General features: G+C 61.5%; 17 protein-coding genes. 7 read left to right on the top strand and 10 right to left on the bottom strand.

The annotated features are described in order from the left end of the window. Positions 1-14: 14 nt before the first annotated feature. Entirely contained in the window at positions 15-2,120 is a 2,106-nt protein-coding gene (locus PSH78_RS22070) for a TonB-dependent siderophore receptor (RefSeq protein WP_305496772.1), read from the bottom strand. A 239-nt stretch (positions 2,121-2,359) separates the two neighbouring features. Continuing rightward, the gene (gene algW, locus PSH78_RS22065; protein ID WP_305496771.1) at positions 2,360-3,520 is read right to left on the bottom strand and encodes a Do family serine endopeptidase AlgW; all 1,161 of its coding nucleotides are present in this window, start codon (positions 3,518-3,520) and stop codon (positions 2,360-2,362) included. Positions 3,521-3,624: 104 nt separating this feature from the next. On the opposite strand from algW, the gene PSH78_RS22060 reads away from it, so the two are divergent. From PSH78_RS22060 to cysN, 3 genes are all read left to right on the top strand, one after another. After that, positions 3,625-4,383 (top strand): Nif3-like dinuclear metal center hexameric protein, encoded by a 759-nt coding sequence (locus tag PSH78_RS22060; protein ID WP_305496770.1) that lies wholly within the window; start codon positions 3,625-3,627, stop codon positions 4,381-4,383. Positions 4,384-4,653: 270 nt separating this feature from the next. Next, a complete protein-coding gene (gene cysD, locus PSH78_RS22055) occupies positions 4,654-5,571 on the top strand; it encodes a sulfate adenylyltransferase subunit CysD (protein ID WP_007912374.1) in 918 nt (305 codons plus the stop codon). Between the two features lie 9 nt (positions 5,572-5,580). Next, positions 5,581-7,479 carry a sulfate adenylyltransferase subunit CysN gene (gene cysN / locus PSH78_RS22050; RefSeq protein ID WP_305496768.1) on the top strand — a complete coding sequence of 633 codons (1,899 nt, stop codon included), beginning with the start codon at positions 5,581-5,583 and terminating at the stop codon, positions 7,477-7,479. A gap of 167 nt (positions 7,480-7,646) precedes the next feature. Here the strand turns inward: cysN and PSH78_RS22045 are convergent, their stop codons facing one another. Genes PSH78_RS22045 through PSH78_RS22035 form a run of 3 tightly spaced genes read right to left on the bottom strand, consistent with a single transcriptional unit; the run spans position 7,647 to position 11,054 of the window. Then, entirely contained in the window at positions 7,647-8,555 is a 909-nt protein-coding gene (locus PSH78_RS22045) for an acyltransferase (protein ID WP_305496766.1), read from the bottom strand. Continuing rightward, positions 8,556-10,655: a phosphate acetyltransferase gene (gene pta / locus PSH78_RS22040; protein WP_305496764.1), complete on the bottom strand. Its 2,100-nt coding sequence runs from the start codon at positions 10,653-10,655 to the stop codon at positions 8,556-8,558. Positions 10,656-10,715: 60 nt separating this feature from the next. Further along, complete coding sequence (locus PSH78_RS22035; protein WP_305496763.1) at positions 10,716-11,054, bottom strand: DUF3565 domain-containing protein; 339 nt, start codon at positions 11,052-11,054, stop codon at positions 10,716-10,718. Here PSH78_RS22035 and PSH78_RS22030 point away from each other — a divergent pair. The 3 genes from PSH78_RS22030 (at position 11,023) to PSH78_RS22020 (ending at position 13,519) form a co-directional block, all read left to right on the top strand. Further along, the gene (locus PSH78_RS22030) at positions 11,023-11,508 is read left to right on the top strand and encodes a peptidylprolyl isomerase (RefSeq protein WP_305496761.1); all 486 of its coding nucleotides are present in this window, start codon (positions 11,023-11,025) and stop codon (positions 11,506-11,508) included. The genes PSH78_RS22035 and PSH78_RS22030 overlap by 32 nt on opposite strands. A gap of 115 nt (positions 11,509-11,623) precedes the next feature. Continuing rightward, positions 11,624-12,106 (top strand): glutathione peroxidase, encoded by a 483-nt coding sequence (locus PSH78_RS22025; RefSeq protein WP_305496760.1) that lies wholly within the window; start codon positions 11,624-11,626, stop codon positions 12,104-12,106. A gap of 309 nt (positions 12,107-12,415) precedes the next feature. After that, a complete protein-coding gene (locus PSH78_RS22020; protein ID WP_305496759.1) occupies positions 12,416-13,519 on the top strand; it encodes an NADH:flavin oxidoreductase in 1,104 nt (367 codons plus the stop codon). A gap of 127 nt (positions 13,520-13,646) precedes the next feature. Here PSH78_RS22020 and PSH78_RS22015 read toward each other — a convergent pair whose 3' ends face one another. Both PSH78_RS22015 and cysZ read right to left on the bottom strand, forming a co-directional pair. Continuing rightward, positions 13,647-14,822: a glycosyltransferase family 1 protein gene (locus PSH78_RS22015; RefSeq protein ID WP_305496758.1), complete on the bottom strand. Its 1,176-nt coding sequence runs from the start codon at positions 14,820-14,822 to the stop codon at positions 13,647-13,649. Positions 14,823-14,885: 63 nt separating this feature from the next. Further along, positions 14,886-15,644: a sulfate transporter CysZ gene (gene cysZ, locus PSH78_RS22010; protein ID WP_305496757.1), complete on the bottom strand. Its 759-nt coding sequence runs from the start codon at positions 15,642-15,644 to the stop codon at positions 14,886-14,888. 311 nt (positions 15,645-15,955) lie between these two features. On the opposite strand from cysZ, the gene trxB reads away from it, so the two are divergent. Next, positions 15,956-16,918, top strand: a complete 963-nt coding sequence (gene trxB, locus PSH78_RS22005) for a thioredoxin-disulfide reductase (RefSeq protein ID WP_212799028.1) — start codon at positions 15,956-15,958, stop codon at positions 16,916-16,918. A 183-nt stretch (positions 16,919-17,101) separates the two neighbouring features. Here the strand turns inward: trxB and PSH78_RS22000 are convergent, their stop codons facing one another. The 3 genes from PSH78_RS22000 to PSH78_RS21990 form a co-directional block, all read right to left on the bottom strand. Next, a complete protein-coding gene (locus PSH78_RS22000) occupies positions 17,102-18,352 on the bottom strand; it encodes an aspartate aminotransferase family protein (protein WP_305496756.1) in 1,251 nt (416 codons plus the stop codon). A gap of 275 nt (positions 18,353-18,627) precedes the next feature. After that, positions 18,628-18,966: a HopJ type III effector protein gene (locus PSH78_RS21995; protein ID WP_305496755.1), complete on the bottom strand. Its 339-nt coding sequence runs from the start codon at positions 18,964-18,966 to the stop codon at positions 18,628-18,630. Then, positions 18,959-19,255 carry a DUF1244 domain-containing protein gene (locus PSH78_RS21990; RefSeq protein WP_305496754.1) on the bottom strand — a complete coding sequence of 99 codons (297 nt, stop codon included), beginning with the start codon at positions 19,253-19,255 and terminating at the stop codon, positions 18,959-18,961. Before PSH78_RS21990 ends, PSH78_RS21995 begins: the two co-directional genes overlap by 8 nt. Positions 19,256-19,294: the final 39 nt, after the last annotated feature.

Raw genomic sequence — 19,294 nt, 5'->3', positions numbered from 1 at the left:
GCTGATTTTCCTTTTTATAGATCGAGGGTGAGGCTGACAGTGAAGTTGCGCGGATCACCGGGGGTGACCCAGTAATTGCTGTAGGAGCGTTCGTAGTATTTTTCGTCGAGGACGTTGTTCAGGTTCAGGCCGACGGTGACGTTGTCACCGGCCTTGTAATGGGCCAGCAGATCCACGGTGTGGTAGGCCGGCAGTTCGAAGTCCTTGCCGGCCTCGCCCGAGCGATCGCCGACATACGTGAACGCCGCGCCGATGTCCGAGCCGCGCAGGTGGCCGTCCTGGAATTCGTAGACTCCCAGCAGGCTGCCGCTGCGCTTGGCGACGCCGAGGATCCGGCTGCCCTCGGGAATCTGCTCGTCGCCCTTGGTCACTTCGGCATCGATGTAGGCGAAGGCGCCAATTACCCGCACGGCGTCGGTCATCTGGCCGGTGACCTGCAGGTCGATGCCCTGGCTACGGGCCTTGCCCACGGCGCGGCTGAAATCGGTTCCGGCGACTTGGGTCAGGACGTTTTCCTTCTCTATATGAAAAGCCGCCAGGGTGGTGCTCAGGCGATCGTCGAACAGCTCGCTCTTGATGCCGACTTCATAACCGACACCTTCCTCCGGGTCGAAGGTCTTGCCGCTGGCATCCAGGCCATTATTGGGCTTGAACGAAGTGGAGGCGTTGGCGAACAGCCCGACTTCGGGCGTCAGTTGATACAGCAGCCCCGCGCGTTGCGTGAGGGCGTCATGGCGCTGACGACTGGTGACGTCGGTGACATGATTGTCGATGCTTTGCTCGAAGTGCTCGTAACGCACGCCAAGCAGGCCGCGCAGCTTGTCGGTGAAGACGATCTGGTCCTGCAGGTTCAGGGCCTTGCTTTCAACATGCTCGAAGAAGTCCGTGCCGGAGCGCGTACCGTTGGGTTTCGGCTGGCCGTAGATCGGGTTGTAAATGTCGATGGGATAAGCGCTGCCGGCGATGGTCGTCACGCGCTCGTTCTTGCGGTAGTCCTCGTATTCAGTGCCGATCAGCAGTTCATGCTGCCAGGGGCCGAGGTCGAACTGGCCGCGCAGTTCCAACTGAGTGATGCTGTCGTGCCAATCGTTGTCGCGCTCGCGGTAGCGGCGGTTCACGGTGTGGCCGTCGGCATTCAGGGGCCGCGCCTCGGAGGCGAAGCCCCAGAGTTCACCCTGCTTGTAATGGCTGGCCAGGCGCAGTTGCCAGGTATCGTTGAGCTGATGCTCAAGGGCGGCCTGGAGCATGTTGTTGTGATTGTCGATGTCGCCGTCGTTGGGTTCGCCGAGGAAAGTCGAACGTGAGACGCCACCCCAGCGATTATTCGGAGCGACGATGCCGCGATCGAACGTCGAGCTGTGGCGCACGATTTCGCTTTCCACCAGCAGTCGAGTGTCCGGGCTCAGTTGCCAACTGATGGACGGGGCCACGAAGACGCGCTTGCTGTCGACGTGATCACGGAAGCTGTGGTTGTCCTCCACCGCCAGGTTTACTCGCGAAAGCAGGTTGCCTTCGGCGTCCAGTGGCGTATTGACGTCCAGCGCGGTGCGATAGCGGTCCCAGCTGCCCGCGCTGGTCTGCAGCGTGGTGAAGGCTTCGGGTTGGGGTTTTTTGGTGACGATGTTCACCGTGCCGCCAGGATCTCCTCGTCCATAAAGGCTGGCCGCCGGGCCCTTCAGAACTTCGATGCGTTCGATATTGGCGGCGTCCGGGGTGCTTGGGTAACCACGGTTGGCGCTGAAACCGTCCTTGTAGAACTCCGACGTCGTAAAGCCGCGCACGCTGTATTCATAAAGCGTCAGGCCGCCGAAATTGTTCTGCTTCGATACGCCACCGGCATATTCCAGCGCCCGTTCGACGCTGGTGCTGCCCAGGTCCTTGAGTACGCTGGCGGGAATCACGCTGATGGATTGCGGGACGTCACGCAGGGCGGTGTCGGTTTTGGTCGCGCTGGCGGAGCGGGTGGCGCGATAACCTGAAACGGGGCCGGTGGGGGATTCGTACTCGGACGTGACGTTGATGGCGTCCAGTTCCAGGGGCTGGATTTCTTCGGCGAAGGCGGGATCACCGAGCAGGCCGAGGGCGAGACTGGCAGCGGAAATCCGTTTGAGGGATGACATGTTATGTTGTTCCAATCTTTAGTATTGAAACAATATAACACTACTAATGAGAATTTATGCTATTTCTGATTTCCTTAATCGCGGATTGTTTTCGTGGCGAGGGAGCTTGCTCCCGCTGGGCCGCGAAGCAGCCCCAACAGGATCGAATGCGGTCGGTCTGATAGTTTTGAGGTGACAGGTTTCAGGGCCGCTGCGCGACCCAGCGGGAGCAAGCTCCCTCGCCACAGGGGGGATGATGGTTACTCTTCTTCCTTGAGCACCACCGGTGCCGGCGGTGGACGCAGGCCGATCTCGGCGGTGAGCTTGAGCTCCTTGCCGTTGCGCATCACCTGGATGGTGACCTTGTCGGTGGGCTTGATCCGCGCCACCTGGTTCATCGAGCGGCGGCCGTCGCCGGCCGGTTCGCCGTCGATGCTGAGGATCACGTCGCCCAATTGCAGGCCGGCTTTCTGGGCCGGGCCGTCGCGGAAAATCCCCGCCACGACGATGCCGGGGCGCCCGGACAAGCCAAAGGATTCCGCCAGCTCCTGGGTCAGCGGCTGGACTTCAATGCCCAGCCAGCCACGAATCACCTGGCCGTGCTCGATGATCGACTTCATCACCTCCATGGCCAGCTTCACCGGAATGGCGAAGCCAATGCCCTGGCTGCCGCCGGACTTGGAGAAGATCGCCGTATTGATCCCGGTGAGATTGCCATTGGCATCCACCAGCGCACCGCCGGAGTTGCCGGGGTTGATTGCGGCGTCGGTCTGGATGAAATCCTCGTAGTTGTTCAGGCCCAGCTGGTTGCGACCGGTGGCGCTGATGATGCCCATGGTCACGGTCTGGCCGACGCCGAACGGGTTGCCGATCGCCAGGGCCACGTCGCCGATACGGATGCTGTCGGAGCGGCCGATGGTGATTGCCGGCAGGTTTTTCAAATCGATCTTCAGCACCGCCAGATCGGTTTCCGGGTCGCTGCCGATCACCCGCGCCAGGGTTTCACGACCGTCCTTGAGTGCCACCACGATCTGGTCGGCACCACTGGTGACGTGGTTGTTGGTCAGGATGTAGCCTTCCGGGCTCATGATGACGCCCGAGCCCAGACTTGATTCCATGCGCTTCTGCTTGGGGGAATTGTCACCGAAGAAGCGTCGGAATTGCGGGTCCTCGAACAGCGGGTGACCGGACTTGTTGACGACCTTGGTGGTGTACAGGTTGACCACCGCCGGCGCGGCGAGGGTCACCGCATCCGCATAGGACACGGGCCCCTGCTGTGGAGCCTTGGCCTGCGGTGCCTGTTGCAGGTTGACGTCGAGGCTTGGCAAGCCGACCCATTCCGGGTAGCGCTGGATAATCAGTAGTGCGACAAGTACGCCGGCCAACAGCGGCCAGCCGGAAAAACGCAGCGCCTTGAGCATTAAGCACGTCCTACAGAGGTTGCAGGCGGAATGGGACCGCCCATAATGTCGCGCATTATACGAGGCCACGCACGCCTCTGAACGGGATATTTAGGAGTCTTTTTATGGCCGTAGCCCTGAGCACCCTGGTTGAAGAAGCGGACCGATACCTGGCAAGTAGCCGGATTGCCGATTACTGCCCCAATGGTTTGCAGGTCGAGGGCGCGCCGCAGGTGATGCGCATCGTCAGCGGCGTGACCGCCAGCCAGGCGCTGCTCGACGCCGCCGTGGAGGCCAGCGCCGACCTGGTGCTGGTGCACCATGGTTATTTCTGGAAGGGCGAGAACCCGTGCATCACCGGCATGAAGCAGCGGCGCCTGAAAACGCTGCTCAAGCACGACATCAGTCTCCTGGCCTACCACTTGCCGCTGGATCTGCACCCCGAGGTGGGCAATAACGTGCAACTGGCCCGGCAGCTGGACATCACCGTCGAGGGGCCGCTGGATCCGGACAACCCGAAAATCGTCGGCCTGGTCGGCTCCTTGTCCGAGCCGATGACGCCCCGGGATTTCGCCCGCAAGGTCCAGGAAGTGATGGGGCGCGAGCCGTTGTTGATCGAGGGCGAGCAGATGATCCGCCGGGTGGGCTGGTGCACCGGCGGCGGCCAGGGCTACATCGATCAGGCGGTACTCGCCGGGGTTGACCTGTATCTCAGCGGCGAAGCGTCGGAGCAGACCTTCCACAGCGCCCGGGAGAATGGCATCAGCTTCATCGCCGCCGGGCATCATGCGACCGAGCGCTACGGCGTCCAGGCGCTGGGTGACTACCTGGCGCGACGCTTCGCGCTGGAGCACATCTTCATCGATTGCCCAAACCCGATCTGACTGTTTATATCCCTGTGGGGAGTTGTAGCCCCTGTGGGAGCGAGCTTGCTCGCGATAGCGGCGGATCAGTCGACATTAATGTAGCTGACACTCCGTCATCGCGAGCAAGCTCGCTCCCACAGAAAAGCATGTGCGGGGCCCGAACCACTGGGCATATCCATATGCTGTTTCGATCTAGTTGGCGCCCTGATTAGAAGAGGTCGCTGTGCTAGGATTCCCCGCTCGAACACGGCCCGCTGGCCGTTCATAAGAAAGCTTTCGTGAGTAGCCATGGTCGACAAACTGACGCATCTGAAACAGCTGGAGGCGGAAAGCATCCACATCATCCGCGAGGTGGCCGCCGAGTTCGATAACCCGGTGATGCTGTACTCAATCGGTAAAGACTCCGCCGTGATGCTGCACCTGGCACGCAAGGCGTTTTTCCCCGGCAAGCTGCCGTTTCCGGTGATGCACGTCGACACCCGCTGGAAATTCCAGGAGATGTACAAGTTCCGCGACAAGATGGTCGAAGAACTGGGCCTGGACCTGATCACCCACATCAACCCGGACGGTGTCGCGCAGAACATCAACCCGTTCACCCACGGTAGTGCCAAGCACACCGACATCATGAAGACCGAGGGCCTGAAACAGGCGCTCGACAAGCATGGTTTCGACGCTGCATTCGGCGGCGCCCGTCGCGATGAAGAGAAGTCCCGCGCCAAGGAGCGCGTCTACTCGTTCCGCGACAGCAAGCACCGCTGGGACCCGAAGAACCAGCGCCCCGAGCTGTGGAACGTCTATAACGGCAAGGTCAACAAGGGCGAGTCGATCCGCGTCTTCCCGCTGTCGAACTGGACCGAGCTGGACATCTGGCAGTACATCTACCTCGAAGGCATCCCGATCGTGCCGTTGTACTTCGCCGCCGAGCGTGAAGTGATCGAGAAGAACGGCACGCTGATCATGATCGACGACGAGCGCATCCTCGAGCACCTGTCCGACGAAGACAAAGCGCGCATCGTCAAGAAGAAAGTGCGTTTCCGTACCCTTGGCTGCTACCCGTTGACGGGCGCGGTGGAGTCCGAGGCCGAAAGCCTGACGGACATCATTCAGGAAATGCTCCTGACGCGAACTTCCGAGCGCCAGGGCCGGGTCATCGACCACGATGGCGCAGGCTCGATGGAAGACAAGAAACGTCAGGGTTATTTCTAAGGGGTTGTCATGTCGCACGCATCTGATTTGATCAGCGAGGACATCCTCGCCTACCTGGGCCAGCACGAACGTAAAGAGCTGCTGCGCTTTTTGACCTGCGGTAATGTCGACGACGGCAAGAGCACCCTGATCGGGCGCCTGCTGCACGACTCGAAGATGATCTACGAAGATCATCTGGAAGCGATCACTCGCGATTCGAAGAAAGTCGGCACTACCGGCGACGACATCGACCTGGCGCTGCTGGTGGACGGCCTGCAGGCCGAGCGCGAGCAAGGCATCACCATTGATGTCGCCTACCGCTATTTCTCCACCGCCAAGCGTAAATTCATCATCGCCGACACGCCCGGCCATGAGCAATACACCCGCAACATGGCCACCGGTGCCTCCACCTGTGACCTGGCGATCATCCTGGTGGACGCCCGCTACGGCGTGCAGACCCAGACCCGTCGCCACAGCTTCATCGCCTCGTTGCTGGGTATCAAGCACATCGTCGTGGCCATCAACAAGATGGACCTCAAGGACTTCGACCAGGGCGTATTCGAGTCGATCAAGGCCGACTACCTGAAGTTCGCCGAAGGCTTGAAGATGAAACCCACCAGCATGCACTTCGTGCCGATGTCGGCGCTCAAGGGCGACAACGTGGTGAACAAGTCCGAGCGCTCGCCGTGGTACACCGGCCAGTCGCTGATGGAAATTCTCGAGACCGTGGAGGTGGCGGGCGACCGCAACTTCTCCGACCTGCGTTTCCCGGTGCAGTACGTCAACCGTCCGAACCTGAACTTCCGCGGTTTCGCCGGCACCCTCGCCAGCGGCATCGTGCACAAGGGCGACGAAGTCGTGGTGCTGCCGTCGGGCAAGAGCAGCCGCGTGAAATCCATCGTCACCTTCGAAGGCGAGCTGGAACACGCCGGCCCAGGCCAGGCTGTGACGTTGACCATGGAAGACGAGATCGATATCTCCCGTGGCGACCTGCTGGTACACGCCGACAACGTTCCGCCGGTGACCGACAGCTTCGAAGCGATGCTGGTGTGGATGGCCGAAGAGCCGATGCTGCCGGGCAAGAAGTACGACATCAAGCGCGCCACCAGTTACGTGCCCGGCTCGATTGCCAGCATCGTCAACAAGGTCGATGTGAACACCCTTGAAGAAGGTCCGGCCAGCGCGTTGCAGCTTAACGAAATCGGCAAGGTGAAGATCGCCCTGGACGCGCCGATCGCCTTGGACGGCTACGAGAGCAACCGCACCACCGGCGCCTTCATCATCATCGACCGCCTGACCAACGGCACTGTCGGTGCCGGCATGATCGTCGCCCAGCCGCTGGCCCACGGCAGCAGCACGCACCATGGCAAACTGGCCCATGTGTCGGTGGAAGAACGCACCCAGCGCTTCGGCCAGCAGCCGGCCACCGTGCTGTTCAGCGGCCTGTCGGGCGCGGGCAAGAGCACGCTGGCCTATGCGGTAGAACGCAAGTTGTTCGACATGGGCCGCGCGGTGTTCGTGCTCGATGGTCAGAACCTGCGCCAGGACTTGAACAAAGGCCTGCCGCAGGACCGCGCCGGGCGCACCGAGAACTGGCGTCGTGCGGCTCATGTGGCCCGTCAGTTCAATGAGGCGGGCCTGTTGACCCTGGCCGCGTTCGTTGCGCCGAGTGCCGAAGGGCGTGAGCAGGCCAAGGACCTGATCGGCCGCGAGCGCCTGCTGACAGTCTACGTCCAGGCCTCGCCAGCGGTATGCGCCCAGCGTGATCCGCAAGGGCTGTACGCCGCCGCCGGCGACAACATCCCGGGCGAGTCCTTCCCGTACGACGTGCCGCTGGATGCCGACCTGGTGATCGACACCCAGTCGCTGACCCTGGAAGAGAGCGTCAAGCAGGTGCTGGATCTGCTGCGCAAGCGTGGGGCGATCTAAGGATCGGCGCTGTAAATGAAAAGCCCGCAGATGAGTGATCATCTGCGGGCTTTTTTGTTGTCTGGAAAATTGCTATCGCGAGCAAGCTCGCTCCCACAGTAGATTCGTGGCACTCACACATACCCTGTGGGAGCGAGCTTGCTCGCGATGAGGCCTGTACAGTCACCTCAAGACTTGGCGGGATACTCGCGATGCATCTGCTCCAGCAGCGCGTCCTTGTCTTGCCACAACTGATTGATCCAACCCTGGAATTCCAGGCGATACTCCCCATCCTGGTCGTAGCTTTTACCGATGAACTGCGGCGGGATCTTCAACTCCTGGAAATGCACCACCACCTCGCCAACGTTGCCGCAGAGCAAATCCCAATAACCCGGACGACCGCCCGGATAATGGATCGTCACGTTGATGATCGACTCCAGTTGCTCACCCATGGCATCAAGCACAAACGCGATGCCGCCGGCCTTGGGCTTGAGCAGGTAGCGAAACGGTGATTGTTGCTGGGCATGCTTGCCTTCGGTGAAGCGTGTGCCCTCAACGAAATTGAAGATGCCCACGGGGTTGTTGCGAAACTTCGCGCAGGTCTTGCGGGTGGTTTCCAGGTCCTTGCCTTTCTTCTCCGGATGCTTTTCCAGGTACGCCTTGGAATAACGCTTCATGAACGGAAACCCCAGGGCCCACCAGGCCAGGCCGATCACCGGCACCCAGATCAGCTCCTGCTTGAGAAAGAACTTCAATGGGCGGATGCGTCGGTTCAGCACGTATTGCAGCACCATGATGTCGACCCAGCTCTGGTGGTTGCTGGTGATCAGATACGAGTGCTGGTAGTCCAGGCCTCCCAGGCCACTGAGGTGCCAGCGGGTAGGGCGCAACAGGTTCATCCAGGCCTTGTTGTTGCTGATCCAGGCTTCGTGGATGTGGCTCATCAGCCAGTCGGTGAAACGCTGGGCGGCGGGGAAGGGCAGCAACAGCTTGAAGATCGCCACGACGAACAGCGGCGTACAGCAGGCGATGGTGTTCAGCGCCAACAGCAGCGAGGCAATGACGCCGCGCACGGGGGCAGGCAGGAAATCCAGCATTTAAATGTCCAGAGGTCGGTTGGCGGCTTGGATCGCTGTCAGGGCGATGGTGTACACGATGTCATCGACCTGGGCGCCGCGCGGCAGGTCGTTGACCGGTTTGCGCAGGCCTTGCAGCATCGGCCCGAGGCTGACGCAGTCGGCGCTGCGCTGCACGGCCTTGTGGGTGGTGTTACCGGTGTTCAGGTCCGGGAAAATGAACACCGTGGCGCGGCCGGCTACCTGGCTGTTGGGTGCCAATTGCCGGGCCACGGCCTCGTTGGCGGCGGCGTCGTATTGCAACGGGCCGTCGATCAGCAAGCCATGTTGTGCCTCGTGGGCCAGCAGGGTGGCTTCGCGGACCTTCTCCACTTCTTCACCGCTGGCCGATTCGCCGCTGGAATAGCTGAGCATCGCCACCCGTGGCGTGATGCCGAACGCTGCGGCTGAATCGGCGCTTTGCAGGGCGATTTCGGCCAGCTCCGCTGCACTGGGGTGCGGGTTCATCACGCAGTCGCCGTAGACCAGCACTTCCTCGGGAAACAGCATGAAAAATACCGAGGACACCAGCGAGCAGCCGGGTGCGGTCTTGATCAGTTGCAACGCCGGGCGAATGGTATTGGCGGTCGAGTGGATGACGCCCGAGACAAGCCCGTCGACTTCATCCAGCGCCAGCATCATGGTGCCGATCACCACGGTGTCTTCCAGTTGCTGCTCGGCCATCGGTGCGTTCAGGCTCTTGCTTTTGCGCAGCCGCACCATGGGTTCCACATAGCGCTCGCGGATCGTATCCGGGTCGAGTATCTCCAACCCTGGCGGCAGTTCGATGCCTTGGGCGCGGGCCACCGCTTCAACGTCGGCCGGCTTGGCCAGCAACACGCAACGGGCGATGCCCCGAGCCTGGCAAATCGCAGCCGCTTGTACGGTCAGCGGTTCGCTGCCTTCGGGCAAGACGATGCGCTTGTTGGCCGCTTGGGCACGCTGGATGAGTTGGTAGCGGAACACCGCCGGCGACAGGCGCATTTCCCGTGGCGTGCCGCAGCGTTGGTGCAGCCAGTTGGCGTCGAGGTGACTGGCAACAAAATCGGTGATGATCTCCGCGCGTTCGCGGTCATCGATGGGGATTTCCTTGTTCAGGCTGTTGAGCAGGTTGGCGGTGTCGTAGGAGCCGGTGCTCACCGACAGCACCGGCAACCCCGCCTGCAAGGCGCCTCGGCACAAGTCCATGATGCGCGGGTCGGGCAGGGTGTCGCTGGTCAGCAGCAGGCCGGCCAGCGGCACGCCGTTGATCGCCGCCAGGCTCACGGCCAGGATGATGTCATCGCGATCGCCCGGGGTGACCACCAATACGCCGGGCTTGAGCAGTTCCACCGTGTTGCGCATGGTCCGGGCGCAGATGATGATGTTGCTCATGCGCCGGGTTTCGTAGTCGCCGGCGTTGAGCACCTGCGCGCCCATCAGGTCGGCCACGTCGCGGGTGCGCGGGGCGTTGAGCTCGGGGCGAAAAGGGATGCAGCCGAGCAGGCGGAAGTCGCCACTGCGCAGCAGGGGCGAGTGCTCCTTGAGCCGTGCTGAAAACGCTTCCATGCTTTCGTCGGTGCGCACCTTGTTGAGGATCACGCCGAGGACCTTCGGATCTTTCGGCCCGCCGAACAGTTGCGCCTGCAACTCGACACGACCGGACAGTTCGGTCAGCACTTCGTTTTCCGGCGCCGATACCAGGATCACCTCGGCGTCCAGGCTCTTGGCCAGGTGCAGGTTGACCCGGGCGGCGTAGCTGGCGCTGCGGGTCGGGACCATGCCCTCGACGACCAGCACGTCCTTGCCGATCGCGGCCTGTTGGTAGAGGGTGATGATTTCTTCCAGCAACTCATCGAGCTGGCCATCGCCGAGCATGCGCTCGACATGGGCCAGGCCCAGCGGTTGCGGCGGCTTGAGGCCGTGGGTACGGGCCACCAGTTCGGTGGAGCGTTCCGGGCCGGTATCGCCAGGGTGGGGCTGGGCGATGGGTTTGAAAAAGCCGACTTTCAGCCCGGCCCGTTCGAGGGTACGCACCAGCCCGAGGCTGATGGAGGTCAGACCCACACCAAAATCGGTGGGCGCGATAAAAAAAGTCTGCATGCGGATTCTCTAGGGGTGCATGGCAAGGCTGCAGCCTATGACTGGCTGTCTACCGTCAATTCAGTCGCCAAGGTTAGCGCTAACCGGGCCTTGAGCGCACCAGCCGCAATCAAAGGGCTGGCCTATTTTTTCAATACGTTGCGCCGGGTCCAGCACCCAGGCCCGGGATTGCCACGGTGGCTGGTGGCGCAGGTGCTGGGTGTGGCCGCAGGACAGCTCGGCGACCCAGTGCCCGTCCTCATCCTGATGAAAACCGGTGACCGTTGGTCTGTTCGAGCTAGCCCGTTTGTCCGGGTTCCGTTCGCTTTCGGGCAAATCCTTGTTTAGACTTGTCCGTTCTTCATTCTTATGCAAAAGGTCTCGCCCCATGCTGATCGCCGCCAATAAGGCTGTCTCCATCGACTATACCCTGACCAACGACGCTGGTGAGGTCATCGACAGCTCCGCCGGCGGCGCTCCGCTGGTCTACCTGCATGGCGCAGGCAACATCATCCCGGGCCTGGAAAAAGCCCTGGAAGGCAAAACCACCGGTGACGAGCTGAAAGTGGCCGTTGAGCCGGAAGACGCTTATGGCGAATATTCCGCCGAGCTGGTCAGCACCCTGAGCCGCAGCATGTTCGAAGGCGTGGATGAGCTGGAAGTGGGCATGCAGTTCCACGCTTCGGCGCCTGATGGCCAGATGCAGATCGTCACTATCCGTGACCTCGACGGCGACGACGTGACTGTCGACGGCAACCACCCGTTGGCCGGTCAGCGCTTGAACTTCCAGGTCAAGATCGTCGACATCCGTGATGCCAGCCAGGAAGAAATCGCCCATGGCCACGTCCATGGTGAAGGCGGCCATCAGCACTGATTTCTGCGCTACGCTCAAGTTGACTGGAGAGGCGCCCTATGGCGCCTTTTTAGTCGCTAGCTGTTAGCATCGCCCATGGCTGTTTCGAAAAGATCCGCAAACCCTGGAGTTCGTCATGAGTGCTTTCCACGACCTTAAACTGCAAGCCCTGGATGGTCAGGAGCTTCCTCTCGCGCCCTTCAAGGGCCAAGTCGTGCTGGTGGTCAACGTCGCCTCCAAATGTGGCCTGACGCCTCAGTACGCGGCGCTGGAAAATCTTTATCAGCAATACAAGGACCAGGGGTTCAGCGTGCTGGGCCTGCCCTGTAATCAGTTCGCCGGCCAGGAGCCGGGAACCGAGCAGGAGATCCAGGAATTCTGCAGCCTCAATTACGGCGTGACGTTCCCGCTGTCGAGCAAGCTGGAAGTGAACGGCCACGACCGTCACCAGCTGTACCGTCTGTTGGCGGGTGAAGGTGCCGAGTTTCCCGGGGACATCACCTGGAACTTCGAAAAATTCCTGCTCGGCAAGGACGGCCGGGTGCTGGCGCGTTTCTCGCCGCGCACGTCGCCGGATGATCCTGCGGTGATCCAGGCGATTGAAAAAGCGCTGAGCTAAACCATCCGCTGAACTTTTGTGGTGAGGGGATTTATCCCCGTTGGGCTGCGGAGCAGCCCTAAAATCTGATGCCTCGGTGTGTCAGCTATCAAGTCGCTTGCTCTTGGGGCTGCTGCGCAGCCCAGCGGGGATAAATCCCCTCGCCACAGGTTATGCGCTCGGCTTGCATCGGGTTGAGCCTCTCCAATGTCGATCTGCGCTACCTTCTGATCCTTAATCACTCCAATCAATAGTGCTACCCAGCGCTGTGCATGCCCCATATTATCGTCGTCATATCCGATCTGTGACCTCGTTTTCATGGAGTGCCCCATGCCTGTAAAAGCCCTGTTCAAACCCTTTCATCTCGGCGCGCTGGAACTGCCGACCCGGGTCGTGATGGCGCCGATGACGCGCTCCTTTTCGCCTGGCGGAGTACCGAACACCAAGGTGATCGAGTATTACCGTCGTCGCGCGGCGGCCGGGGTCGGCCTGATCATCACCGAGGGCACCACGATCGGCCATCGGGCGTCCAACGGCTATCCGAACGTACCGCACTTCTACGGCGAGGCCGCGCTGGCCGGCTGGAAAAAAGTAGTCGATGCCGTGCATGCCGAAGGCGGCAAGATTGTTCCGCAACTGTGGCATGTGGGGAACGTGCGGCGCCTCGGTACCGAGCCGGATGGCGCCGTGCCGGGCTACGGCCCGACTGAAAAACTCAAGGACGGTCAGGTCGTGGTCCATGGCATGACCCAGGCGGACATCGACGAGGTCATTGCGGCATTCGCCCAAGCGGCAAAAGACGCCCAGGGCATCGGCATGGACGGGGTGGAAATCCACGGTGCCCACGGCTACCTGGTGGACCAGTTCTTCTGGGAAGGCACTAACCAGCGCACCGACGATTACGGTGGCAGCCTGGCCAACCGTTCGCGCTTCGCGATCGAGCTGATTCGCGCGGTGCGGGCTGCGGTAGGTGAGGGCTTCCCGATCATCTTCCGTTTTTCCCAATGGAAACAGCAGGACTACACCGCGCGCCTGGTGCAGACGCCCGAAGCGCTGGGAGAATTTCTCAAGCCCTTGGCGGATGCCGGCGTGGATATCTTCCACTGTTCTACGCGTCGCTTCTGGGAGCCGGAATTCGAAGGCTCGGACCTGAACCTGGCTGGCTGGACCCGCAAGCTCACGGGCAAGCCCACCATTACCGTCGGCAGTGTCGGCCTTGATGGTGAGTTCCTGCAATTTATGGTGAACACCGACAAGGTTGCGCAACCGGCCAGCCTGGAGAATCTGCTCGAGCGCCTGAACAAGGAAGAGTTCGATCTGGTGGCGGTGGGGCGCGCGCTGCTGGTGGATCCGGACTGGGCGCAGAAAGTGCGTGAAGGGCGCGAGCAGGAGATCCTGCCGTTCAGCCGCGAGGCGTTGATGACGTTGGTCTGAGTAGCGCCTGCCTTCGCGAGCAGGCTCGCTCCCACCTCCGATCTTTAGTGAACATACATTTATGTATGACCGAGATCCAATGTGGGAGCGAGCCTGCTCGCGAAGGCGATTTCAGGGTCACCGAAGTTCAACGCACCGTCGGCGCCGCCGGCAGCACCTGCTCACCCACACAAACCCCGCGTAACTGCGCCTCGAACTGCTCGATCACCGATGCCCAGCCCTGGCGACTGGCATGTTGGCGCGCATTGAGCCGGACACAACGCAAGGCCTCGCGCTCTTCCAGCAGCCAGCGGGCCGCATCGCAAAAAGCCTCTTCATCCCCTGGCATCGCCAGCACACCGTTGTAGCCGTGACGGATGTGCTGCGCCGCCGCAGCCTGATCGTAGGCCACCACGCCCAGCCCCGAGGCAAGTGCTTCGAGCACGACGTTGCCAAAGGTTTCGGTCAGGCTCGGAAAGACGAACACGTCCCCGGACGCATAATGCGCAGCCAGCGCTTCGCCACGCTGCGTGCCGCAAAAGATCGCCTCGGGCAATAGCTGTTCGAGGGCGGGCCGCTGCGGGCCGTCACCGACTATCACCAGTCTGATTCGCCGTGCCGGGAAGGCGCTACTCAGCGTGTCGAAACTGCGCTTGAGCAGCCCGAGGTTTTTCTCCGGCGCCAGGCGTCCGACATGGATGACTGCAATGTCGTCCTCGCCCAGGCCCCACGTTTGACGAAGGTCGGTGGAGCGTTTGGCTGGATGGAACAATTGGCTGTCCACGCCGCGGGACAGCAACGCCACGCGTTCGAAATGCCGGCGTTCCAGTTCCAGGCGCTGACTGAGGCTGGGCACCAGCGTCAGGCTGGAGCGGTTGTGGAACCAGCGCAGGTAATGGGTCAGCCCGCGACTTAGCAAGCCGAGGCCATATTGCTGGGTGTACTGCTGGAAATTGGTATGGAAGCCGCTGACCACCGAAATTCCCAGGCGCCGCGCTGCTCGTAGTGCGGACAAGCCCAGCGGGCCTTCCGTGGCGATATACAGCACGTCCGGGCGATGACGTTTCCAGCGCCTGAGCAACTTGTGCATCGACGCCTGCCCCCATTGCAGCCCCGGATACCCGGGTAAAGGCCAGCCCCGGCATAGCAGCAACTGCTCGTCACTGGCCAGGCCCTGGTCCCCGGTCTGGCGGGGGCGGATCAGTTCCACCCGGTGCCCGCGGGCACGCAAGCCGTCGTAGAGACGACCCAGGGTATTGGCTACGCCATTGATTTCCGGCGCAAAGGTTTCGGTGACGAGGGTAACGTGCAGGAGTGTGGTCATGACCCCAGTGTCGACCGGGGCCGTTTCGTCATTGTGACGCCAGGATGATGGATTTGTGACGGCTCAACCCTGACGGGCCAGAGCGGTCTCGGCACCTTGTTCGCGCACCCAGAACAACGTCGCCCCGGCCACCGCCGCCGGCATCATCAGGATGTTCACGAAGGGGATCAGCAACACCAGGTAAACGCTGCCGCCGAAGCCCAGGCTCTGCCAGCGTTTTTCCCGCAGCCAGGCGAGCATCTCGTTCCAGCCCAGTTTGTGGTTGTCCGCCGGGTAGTCGATGTACTGGATCGCCATCATCCAGATGCCGAACAGCAGCCACAGCGGTGCGGCGACGATATTGATCACCGGGATGAACGACAGCACGAACAGCCCCAGGGCCCGGGGCAGGAAATAGCCGAGCTTGCGCGCCTCCCGGGCCAGGGTGCGCGGGATCATCGCAACCAGCTCGCCCCAACTGAACGCTGGGAAATCATCGGTGCCGCGAACCACTACCTCGACTTTCTCGGCGAGAAAGCCATTGAAGGGCGCAGCAATGATATTGGCGAGCATGGTGAAGCTGAAAAACACCATCAGTACGACAAGGACGACGAACAGTGGCCAGAGCACGTAACTGAGAAAACTCAGCCAATCCGGCAACGACGGCATCAGCGTGTCGACCCACAGGCTGAACTGGTGGCCGGCGAGGTAGACCAGCCCGACGAACAGCACCAGATTGATCGCCAGCGGCAACAATACAAACAGGCGCAGGCTTGGGCTCAGGACCAGTTTGAGTCCTTCTCGCAAATATTGCGGACCGGACAGGACAGGGGCGGCGGGCATAGGTGGCTCCGAGGGTAGGTGGACGCGCCGACCTTACCGGCTTTGCCCGATGCGCGAAAGCCACGACACGGTGTGTAACAAAGGTTTAGCGCAGGATCGCAACTATCGGGAGCGCTGCCGCGGATAGAGCTCACCTATGAGCTGGATTGTTAAACCGTATTTCCTTAATCTTCGCTCCCTCGATACGCTGCACCCAATCTTTTTCAGGACTGTCGAACCCAAGCCTTCCCCAAGTGCATCCACAGTCCTTTTTTATTCCCGCCGCATAGCCGGCGTTCCGGGCCGCAGGGTCCGGTCAACAGGAGCAGGTCATGTCTGAAGTCCGTCATTCGCGAGTGATTATCCTCGGTTCCGGCCCCGCCGGTTACAGCGCCGCGGTCTATGCGGCACGTGCCAACCTCAAGCCGTTGCTGATCACCGGCATGCAGGCCGGCGGTCAATTGACCACCACCACTGAAGTCGACAACTGGCCGGGTGATGTCCATGGCCTGACCGGTCCGGCCTTGATGGAACGCATGAAGGAACACGCCGAGCGCTTCGAGACCGAGATCGTTTTCGACCACATCAACGCCGTGGATTTCGCCGCCAAGCCCTACACCCTGACCGGCGACAGCGCGACCTACACTTGTGACGCCCTGATCATCGCCACCGGCGCCAGCGCGCGCTACCTGGGCCTGCCATCGGAAGAAGCTTTCATGGGCAAAGGCGTGTCCGCCTGCGCCACCTGCGATGGTTTCTTCTACCGCAACAAGCCGGTCGCCGTGGTCGGTGGCGGCAACACAGCTGTCGAGGAAGCGCTGTACCTGGCCAACATCGCCAGCACGGTCACGCTGATCCACCGTCGCGAAACGTTCCGCGCCGAGAAGATCCTGATCGACAAGCTCAACGCCCGCGTCGCCGAAGGCAAGATCATCCTCAAGCTCAACGCGACCCTGGACGAAGTGCTGGGCGACAACATGGGCGTGACCGGTGCACGCCTGAAGAACAACGACGGCAGCTTTGACGAGATCAAGGTCGACGGCGTCTTCATCGCCATCGGCCACACGCCGAACACCTCGTTGTTCGAAGGCCAGCTGGAACTCAAGGACGGCTACCTGGTGGTCAAGGGCGGTCGCGACGGCAACGCCACGGCCACCAGCGTCGAAGGTATCTTCGCGGCCGGCGACGTGGCCGACCACGTCTACCGCCAGGCGATCACCTCGGCCGGCGCCGGTTGCATGGCGGCCCTGGACACCGAGCGTTACCTGGATGGCTTGCAGAACGTTTCGTTCTGATCCATCGGGCAAAAAAAACCGGCTTCGGCCGGTTTTTTATTGCCCGATATCTGCTGCTGAAACCAATGTGGGAGCGAGCTTGCTCGCGATAGCGGTGTGTCGGTCAACATCGATGTCGGCTGATCTGACGCTATCGCGAGCAAGCTCGCTCCCATAAGGGCTGTGTAGGCAAGGGGACCGTATTCAGCCCAGTTTCGCCAGGCACGCCTCGAGAATATCCAATCCCTCTTCCAGCACCGCCGGCTCGGTCGTCAACGGCGCCAGCAGCCGAATGATGTGCCGGGATTTGCCGCTGGGCATCAGTAGCAAGCCCGAGTCCCGTGCCGCCGCCAACAATTGCGTCAATTGAGCCGACGCCGGAGTGCCATCGGCGTGGGCCAGTTCGATGCCGCGCATGGCGCCGACTCCGGTCAACCGCCCCAGATAGGGGGACAGCCCGCGACGGCGCCAGGATTCGTAGCGGCTCACTATGGCCTCTTCCTGGCGTGCGCCCCAGGCCCGCAGGTTCGCGTCGGTCATCTCGTCCAGGGTCGCCAGCGCGGCAGCGCAGGCGATAGGGTTGCCAGAATAGGTGCCGCCGAGGCCGCCCTTGGGCAGGTTGTCCATCAGGGCTTTGCGTCCCATCACCGCCCCCAGCGGGACACCGCCGGCGATGCTCTTGCCCAGCAGGATCAGGTCCGGTTCGATGCCCAGCCGCGAAAATGCAAAACGTTGGCCGGTACGGCCGAAACCGGACTGGATCTCATCGATGACCAACACGATGCCCTTGTCGTCACAGAACTGGCGCAGCGCCTGGGCGAAGGCTATGTCCATCGTCAGGAATCCGGCTTCGCCCTGCACCGGCTCGACGATGAAACAGGCTACGTCGTTTACGTCGATCTCAACGCTGAACAGCCGGTCCATGGCTTTCAAGGCTTCGGCACAGGTCACGCCGTTGTCCTGGCTGGGATAGGGCAGGTGATAGACCGGCCCGGGCAGGACACCGACTTTCTGTTTGTAGGGCGCAACCTTGCCGTTGAGGTTGAGGGTGGCCAGGGTCCGGCCGTGGAAGCCGCCATCAAACGCGATCACGGCGGTGCGCCCCGTGGCGCCGCGGACGATTTTCAAGGCGTTCTCCGCTGCCTCGGCGCCGCTGTTGGTAAGCATGCCGCTAACCGGATAGTCCACCGGGATGAATCTTGCCAGGCGCTCGATCAATTCGAGATAAGGCCGGTGCGGTGCGGCATTGAACGCATAGTGGGTCAACCGGGTGGCTTGCTCGCGAATCGCCTCGACGACACGCGGATGACAGTGGCCGAGATTCAGCACGCCGATGCCGCCGACAAAATCAATGTAGCGCTTGCCATCCGTGTCCCAGACTTCGGCGTTTTTTCCATGGTCGAGGCTGACGGGATGAACGAAGGAAATCGATTGGCTGATGCTTTCGCGGCTCATGGATGACGGCTCGGAGGAAGAAATATTGCCTTTATCTAAGCCGCGGGGAGAGGTGCCCGGCAAACGAAATAAAGTTGCCGGGTCAATCATAAAAGTCGGGATGTGGATAAGTGCCTGGCGTCTTGAGCCCCTGTGGCGAGGGGATTTATCCCCGCTGGGTTGCGCAGCAGCCCTAAAATCTGATGTCTCGGTGTGTCAGGCAAATTAAGTCTGACTGCTAGGGTCTGCTGCGCAGCCCAGCGGGAGCAAGCTCCCTCGCCACAAGAGCGGGATGGTCAGCGCCGTTGCAGCGGCTGCGCCTCGAACTTCACGCCGGCGAGACCATGGACCATCAACGCGCGGATATTGCCGTGATCACTGCCTTCGGGCGTGGCCAGTACCGAACGGTAATGCTCGCCAAACGCCAGGAGCGCTTCTTCATCGCTCAGGCCTTCAAGCAACGCCAGGCCCAGGGTCTTGCACGAACCTTCGTTCTGCCCGGCGGCGTTCTCGACGCCACCGTTGTTAAAAGCCTGGGGCTGGTAATCGTAGCCATCGGCGACAAAGGCCAGGGTATCGGCAAATACATGTTCGCCACTCTTGAGGCTGGCGCGGAAGGTGTTCAGGTCAGGCATCGGGAGTTCCTTTGGCGAACGCCGCTTGCTGTTCGGCGCTGGCTTCTTTCTGGTATTGAGCTTTCCATTCGGCATAGGGCATGCCGTAGACGACTTCGCGGGCATCGTCGAGGCTGACCTCGACCTGACGCTCGTCGGCGGCAGCCTTGTACCACTTGGACAGGCAGTTGCGGCAGAAACCGGCGAGGTTCATCAGGTCGATGTTCTGCACATCCTTGCGGCTGTCCAGATGGGCAACCAGCCGGCGGAAGGCGGCGGCTTCGAGTTCGAGGCGTTGTTGATCGTTCATGAGGATCTCTACGAGACAGCTTCAAGTGGCAGGCTTCAA

The organism is Pseudomonas sp. FP198, assembly GCF_030687895.1.
Classification (GTDB): domain Bacteria; phylum Pseudomonadota; class Gammaproteobacteria; order Pseudomonadales; family Pseudomonadaceae; genus Aquipseudomonas.
Note: the sequence above shows the minus strand (reverse complement) of the source record. Positions and strands in the feature narration are given on the sequence as shown.